Below are 6,336 nucleotides of genomic sequence, written 5' to 3' on the forward strand. Positions count from 1 at the left end.
CGAGAACGAGAACAAAGCAAACAACAGGAGGAAAGCACCATGAAACTGACACCGCAGCAGATCGAGCATTTCAATCGCGAAGGCTGGCTGTTCCTGCCGGAGCTGTTCAGCCAGGAGGAGGTCGACTTCCTCGCCCGCGAAGCCGTCAGCATCTATGACGCCAACCGGCCCGAGGTGTGGCGCGAGAAGAGCGGCGCGCCGCGCACCGCCTTTGCCGCGCATCTCTACAACGAGGCGTTCGGCCTGCTCGGCGCGCATCCGCGCATGATCGATCCGATCGAGCAGCTCTTCGGTGAGAAGGTCTACATGCATCAGTTCAAGATCAACGCGAAGGCCGCCTTCACCGGCGACGTCTGGCAATGGCACCAGGATTACGGCACCTGGAAGCGCGACGACGGCATGCCGGAGCCGCGCGCGATGAACATCGCGATCTTCCTCGACGAGGTGATGCCGATCAACGGCCCGCTGATGCTGGTGCCGCAGAGCCAGACCGCCGGCGACCTCAAGGCTTCGCATGATCTGGCGACCACGTCCTACCCGCTGTGGACGCTGGACGAAGACACGGTAACGCGGCTGGTGAAGCAGGGCGGCATCGTCGCGCCGACCGGCAAGCCCGGCGGCATGCTGATGTTCCATGGCAATCTGGTGCACGGCTCGAGCGGCAACATCACGCCCTACCCGCGCAAGATCGTCTATCTGACGCTGAACGCGGTCTCAAACTACATCCGCACCCCGACGCGGCCCGAATACATCGCGCATCGCGATTTCACGCCGATCGAAACCGTCGCTGACGACGCGCTGGTGCAGCTCGCCCGTGCGCCGCGGCAGGCGGCGGAGTAATTCGCCGTCGTTCCGGGGCTCGCGAAGCGAGAACCCGGAATCCATTTGACCGCACGTTCGACGTACGATGGATTCCGGGCTCGCGACTTCGTCGCGCCCCGGAATGACGAATTCTTCCTTGTCGCGACGCATGCGACCGCCCCACTGGTAACAATCAAATGAACCTGCATCACCTCCTCAAAACCCGCGCCGCCGCCGGCAAGCCGGTTCGCGTCGCTCTGATCGGCGCCGGCAAGTTCGGCTCGATGTTTCTGTCGCAGGTGCCGCATACGCCGGGACTCGAGGTGCCTGTGATCATCGACCTCGACCGCGATCGTGCGCGCGAGGCGTGCCGCACCGTCGGCTGGGACGATGAGCGGATCAGGGCGACCATTTTCACGGACGACGGCGCGCGGGCGATTGCCGGCGGCAATGTCGATGTGGTGGTGGAAGCGACCGGCAATCCCGCCGTCGGCATCCGCCATGCCCGGGCGGCGATCGCCGCCGGCAAGCACGTCGTGATGGTCAATGTCGAGGCCGATGTGCTGGCGGGACCGCTGCTCGCCGAGGAAGCGCGCAAGGCCGGCGTGGTCTATTCGCTCGCCTATGGCGACCAGCCGGCGCTGGCCGCGGAGATGGTCGACTGGGCGCGCGCGACCGGCTTTCGCGTCGTCGCGGCCGGCAAGGGCACAAAGTACCTGCCCGCCTATCACGACGTGACGCCGGACGGCGTGTGGCAGCATTACGGGCTCACCGCCGGCGAGGCGCAGTCCGCCGGCATGAATCCGCAGATGTTTAACTCCTTCCTCGACGGCACCAAATCCGCCATTGAAATGGCGGCGATCGCCAATGCCTGCACGCTCGACGTGCCCTCGGACGGATTGCTATTTCCGCCCTGCGGCGTCGACGACCTGCCGCACGTGATGCGGCCGCGCGATAAAGGCGGCGTTCTGGAAAAATCCGGCATCGTCGAAGTGGTTTCCTCGCTGGAGCGCGACGGCCGCCCGGTGTTCCGCGATTTGCGCTGGGGCGTCTATGTGGTGCTGGAAGCGCCGAACGATTATGCCGCGGATTGCTTCAAGCAGTATGGCCTCAAGACCGATGCATCCCGCCGTTATGCGGCGATGTACAAGCCCTATCATCTGATCGGGCTCGAGCTGAACATCTCGGTTCTATCAGCAGCGCTGCGCAACGAGCCGACCGGCCAGCCGCGCGGTTTCCGCGGCGACGTCGCCTCGGTTGCAAAGCGCGATCTGCGTGCCGGCGAAATGCTCGACGGCGAAGGCGGCTATACGGTGTGGGGCAAATTGATGCCGGCGCAGGCCAGCCTCAAAGCCGGCGCGCTGCCGATCGGGCTTGCGCATCGCCTCAAGCTGAAGAACGACGTCGCCCATGGCGCGGTGGTGCGCTGGGACGATGTCGAGTTCGACGCGAGCAACGAGACGATCCGGACAAGGAAGACGATGGAGGCGGCGTTCGCGAGGGAAGATTAGGCCGTGTACTCATGATCAAGATTCATCAGCACGGCTTGAGCGACGTCCGCTCGCCGGCGCTTTGCGGACTCAAACTGGGCATTGCCTCAGGTCAGCTCAGGGGCCAATAGGCGACACGCACAGGCACAGCCGATAAGTCTAAGTCAGCTTTGAGCCAGCAACCGACCTTCAGGACCAAGAAGGCATTGAGGCGACGAGCCGTTCCAATCGGCCCCGCAGCTCCGCCTTGGAGAGCGCGTCCATCGCACCTCTGGTGGCGAGGAGACCGATCAGGCGCTCGGCTTCGGGTTCTGCGAGAAGCGTCTTCAGGCGCTCATGCGTGAAGGCAACGAGCGCAGCGTCCGTCGGGACGAAACGCCGGCGCCCATCAGGCGCTTCGAGGCCGAGGAGGCCAAGCCAGCCGATCGCATCGCCGGGGACGAGCCGTCGGACCGGCCGCGCGGGTGCCAAGGCCAGGAAACGGGCGCGCTCCTCGTCGACGTGGATGTGCATTGAGACCGCGCGGTAGACGAGGAATGGGTCTTCCGTCGGCGCCGCATACCGGCTGATCAAGGTCGCAGCCACAGGGCCCAGGAACGTGGCGGCCTGCCGCACGATCTCGGCTTCCGCCGATGCGGCGAGCCGCGTCCTGTGGAGCGAGTTTGCGGTGGGGCCGCTCAGGGATGCCAGTGCCTGCTCGATGTCGAGCTCGCCGTCCAGCATGTCTTCCAAAACCATCCCTTCCGTCAGGATACCGGCAAGCTCGTCGGGAATCACCTCGCCAGGACCGAAGCGCAGCACGCGGCCAAGCGCGACCAGCGCGGCAGGCACCGCTGGCGGTTTAAAGCGGAACGGACCGGGTGGATAAGGGCATGGCAGGTCGCCTCGCTCGGAGACGGAGGTCATGGGGATGCCGTGGCGGTCGAGCGCATACCATAGTCGGGTGAGCACGGCGGAGAAGATGCTGGTGAGCTCCGAGGGCCGCGACGTATAGATGCGCGCGCCGTAGCGAAACGTGCCTCGCTCCGGCTCGCTCCCCAAAATCAACGCCTTGGGTGCGGGATCCTTGAGGATGGCGGCGTGAATCGTCCCCGTCTGGAGCGCCGCGCGCATGACGTCTTGCACCATGGTGGGCGGGTAGATCGCGGGAACGTGGAACGCCGTCGTATGATAGGTCGGAGTGCCGGCCTGGAACACCTCCACCTGGTTGGCCGAAAGGCCGCTGTTCGGCACCACAATGACGCTCCCGTTGCTCGCGCGCAGGAAGATCGAGCGCCATGTGAGGCTTTCGATCGTCCCTTCAACGGGGCTGCGGCGCAGATAGTCACCGACACGGACCGGCCGGTCCAACTCGAGGGCGAGCCCCGAGAACAGGTTGCCCAGGGTCGATTGCAGCGCGAGGCCGATCACGATCGTGAGGACGGCGGAGGTGGCGACAAGGTGGGTGATGTTGAAGCCGAGCCCGTAATAGAGCCAGACAAGGAGCGCCGCGATATAGACCACCACCTTGCTGATCACACGCACCAGATCGGTGGTCTTGTGTTGCTGCGATCGCTCTTCGCCGATCAGGAGACTCACGAGGAATTCGGCGAGACCGGCGGCGCTGATGGCGGTCAGAAACGTCGCAAGGTACCGCAGTGGTGCGACCCATTCCGAGTTGGGGGGCACTGTCACGAACACAAGCCAAGTCAGCGCTGTCAGGGCGACGACGAAGACGGTGAGTAGATAGCTCATTTGCTCCTCGCGTCCCGCTGCCGCTAGCGCAGAAGCTGCTTGATCGCTTCGTCGAGGCTTCTTTTCAGGCGTGCGATGGATTGCGCCAGTTCGTGGAACTGGCCGTTCAAGGGTTTCTTGTCGACATCGCCGTGTGCGGTATCCCCAAAGCTGGTGGATCGGGTCGCCCTCGTTATGAATTCGAGCGGACCGGTCACATACAGCCGCAGCAGAAGCAAGAAAATCGCAAAGGTCAGCACGAAGACACTGGTCAGTGCGCCGAGAGTGACCCAAAGGGCCTTGTGGGCTTGGGCATTGGGACCCGCCACGGGAACTTCCACGAGCTGCATGCCGACGACATCACCCATCTTCCAGCCAAAGCCATTCTGGCCATAGTGGGCCACCATCGATGCGGGGGCGACATCGGGGGTGCTGTGGCACTGCAGGCAATCAGCGCTTGCCATCCTGATCGGACGGGCGATGTAGAAGTGGAGTTCGGACCCTGCGCCTGCTTCGCCGGACAATTCCTTGAGCTCCGCATTCTCCCGGAAGGCATGCAGCAGGCCCACCTCCCAATCGGTCGCACGGTCTTCGATCTTGGTGGGATTGAGGGAGGCCTCGCGGTAGCGGTAATCAGGAAATTTCCGGCGCAGTTCGGCGAGCGCCGTTTGGGCGCTGTAAGACGGCACAATTTGAGGGTGGAATTCGTCGAAACCAAGCTGCCGGATGAGCGGCGCGATTTGCTCGCTGGTGTAGTGGCGCATCACAACGCCCATCTCCAACAGCACGCGCGACCGCTCGATGACCTGTTCGCTCGCGACACGAAACTGAAGGGTGTAGGAAATGTATCCTGCGACCAAGAGGCCGAACAGAAAACAGCCAGCCAAGATTAGCCCAAAACGATATTCGATACGCACTGCCCCCGCCCGCTTTCGTGGCCCGATGCATGATCGCTCTGGGCGCCCTTATCGAGCACCGCCGTCGTCAGGTTATCACGGCGACCCAAGCGGGTTCCCTCCTATTATGAGAGCATTCACAGCTAATACATGAAATCCGTATGCGCAAAGCGATGAAAGCCTCAGGGCAACAACCGCTGCTCCTTCCCCTGCCTGAACCACTTCCGGAACATGTCCTCGGTGTCCATCATCTCGGTGAAGCCCGGCGCGGTTGATCTTCACGGTCGAGACGATCGACGCCGCCGCCGGCAAGCCGGTTCGCGTCGCATTGATCGGCGCCGGCAAATTCGACATCGCCCATGGCGCGGTGGTGCGCTGACGCGACACGTCGAGGTCGACGAAGCCAACGATACGATCAGGACGCGGAAGGCGATGGAGGCGGCGTTCTCATAGGATCAACCCTGGCCGGCGCATTGCCTTGGGCACCGTGCAACGAAAAAAAGCCCCGGAGGATTTCTCCGGGGCTTCTTTGATTCGCGCGGCTTCTTTGATTTGGGCAGCGGCTCAGTTTTCGTCGCTGCCGCCGAACGCTTCCATCAGCTTGTCGTAGTTCTTGGTGACCAGATCGATGTTGCCCTTGTTCTCGACCGCGGGCGGCGGCGACTTCAGGGCCTCGTTGAGATCGGTGAGCGCATCCTTCTTGTCCTGGGCCGACATCTTCTTGTCGGCCTGAACCTGCGCGATCTGTGCCTTCAGGACGGCTTCGGGACCGACATACTTCTTGCTCTGCGGATCGAAGCCGCCGAGCACCAGCGAGATGTTGTCGACGACGTTGTTGTAATCATCGGAGCTCGCGAAGCCGTTTTTCTTGGCGATACCCTCGAGCTGGGTGACGATCTTCGGGTCCGGCTTGCTGTCCTGGGGAAGCTTCGCGGTGATCGGATCCATTTCCTTGGCCGCGGCCAGCGCGCTGTCGACCTGCTTCTGGGTCAGCGCCATCTGCTTGACCGGCGGCAGATCCTGCTGTGCTGCGGGGGCAGCCTGCGCCGGCTGTTTGGCCGCCGGTGCCATCTGCTGCTTGCTGGCCTGGGCAAGAGCGCCGCTGTTCGACAATGCGGTCATGGACACTGCAAGGGACGCGATGCTCAACGCAGCAAGAATCGGGCGGACAGTCTCACGCATGGAAGTCTCCTCGTTGGGGGCAGGGTTGGCGGGCTTCTCGACCGAATGGGTACGGAACTTGAAATGAACCGCCCATGAACTTTGGTCGTAGACGATGACGGCCAATCGTGGCCGAATGATCACGAAGAGTTCAGGACCGAATTGATTGCAGGTGCCCGGGCCGGCAAGCGGCACGGAAATCACCTCGTGATCCGCAAACGCTTTGCTGCCTTCACGTCCCGGAACATTGTCTTGCGTGCAATTCAATCGTTGCC

General features: G+C 63.1%; 5 protein-coding genes. 2 read left to right on the forward strand and 3 right to left on the reverse strand.

All coding sequences use genetic code 11. The features are described from left to right. Positions 1 to 39 precede the first annotated feature (39 nt). Together ACP2YO_RS44590 and ACP2YO_RS44595 are read left to right on the forward strand one after the other, a co-directional pair. Complete coding sequence (locus ACP2YO_RS44590; RefSeq protein ID WP_426437484.1) at positions 40 to 840, forward strand: phytanoyl-CoA dioxygenase family protein; 801 nt, start codon at positions 40 to 42, stop codon at positions 838 to 840. Positions 841 to 998: 158 nt separating this feature from the next. Then, positions 999 to 2,312: an NAD(P)H-dependent oxidoreductase gene (locus tag ACP2YO_RS44595; protein WP_426437485.1), complete on the forward strand. Its 1,314-nt coding sequence runs from the start codon at positions 999 to 1,001 to the stop codon at positions 2,310 to 2,312. Between the two features lie 168 nt (positions 2,313 to 2,480). Here ACP2YO_RS44595 and ACP2YO_RS44600 read toward each other — a convergent pair whose 3' ends face one another. The 3 genes from ACP2YO_RS44600 to ACP2YO_RS44610 form a co-directional block, all read right to left on the reverse strand. Next, entirely contained in the window at positions 2,481 to 3,869 is a 1,389-nt protein-coding gene (locus ACP2YO_RS44600; RefSeq protein WP_426437486.1) for a mechanosensitive ion channel family protein, read from the reverse strand. A gap of 179 nt (positions 3,870 to 4,048) precedes the next feature. Continuing rightward, complete coding sequence (locus ACP2YO_RS44605; RefSeq protein WP_426437487.1) at positions 4,049 to 4,921, reverse strand: c-type heme family protein; 873 nt, start codon at positions 4,919 to 4,921, stop codon at positions 4,049 to 4,051. 543 nt (positions 4,922 to 5,464) lie between these two features. Next, a complete protein-coding gene (locus tag ACP2YO_RS44610) occupies positions 5,465 to 6,082 on the reverse strand; it encodes a hypothetical protein (RefSeq protein WP_426437488.1) in 618 nt (205 codons plus the stop codon). Positions 6,083 to 6,336: the final 254 nt, after the last annotated feature.

Source organism: Bradyrhizobium genosp. P, assembly GCF_049949265.1.
In the GTDB taxonomy this organism is placed as follows: Bacteria; Pseudomonadota; Alphaproteobacteria; order Rhizobiales; family Xanthobacteraceae; genus Bradyrhizobium.

Coding starts and splice junctions, on each gene's coding strand:
- ACP2YO_RS44590 (WP_426437484.1), top strand. CDS start 40: ATGAAACTGACACCGCAGCAGATCGAGCATTTCAATCGCGAAGGCTGG.
- ACP2YO_RS44595 (WP_426437485.1), top strand. CDS start 999: ATGAACCTGCATCACCTCCTCAAAACCCGCGCCGCCGCCGGCAAGCCG.
- ACP2YO_RS44610 (WP_426437488.1), bottom strand. CDS start 6,082: ATGCGTGAGACTGTCCGCCCGATTCTTGCTGCGTTGAGCATCGCGTCC.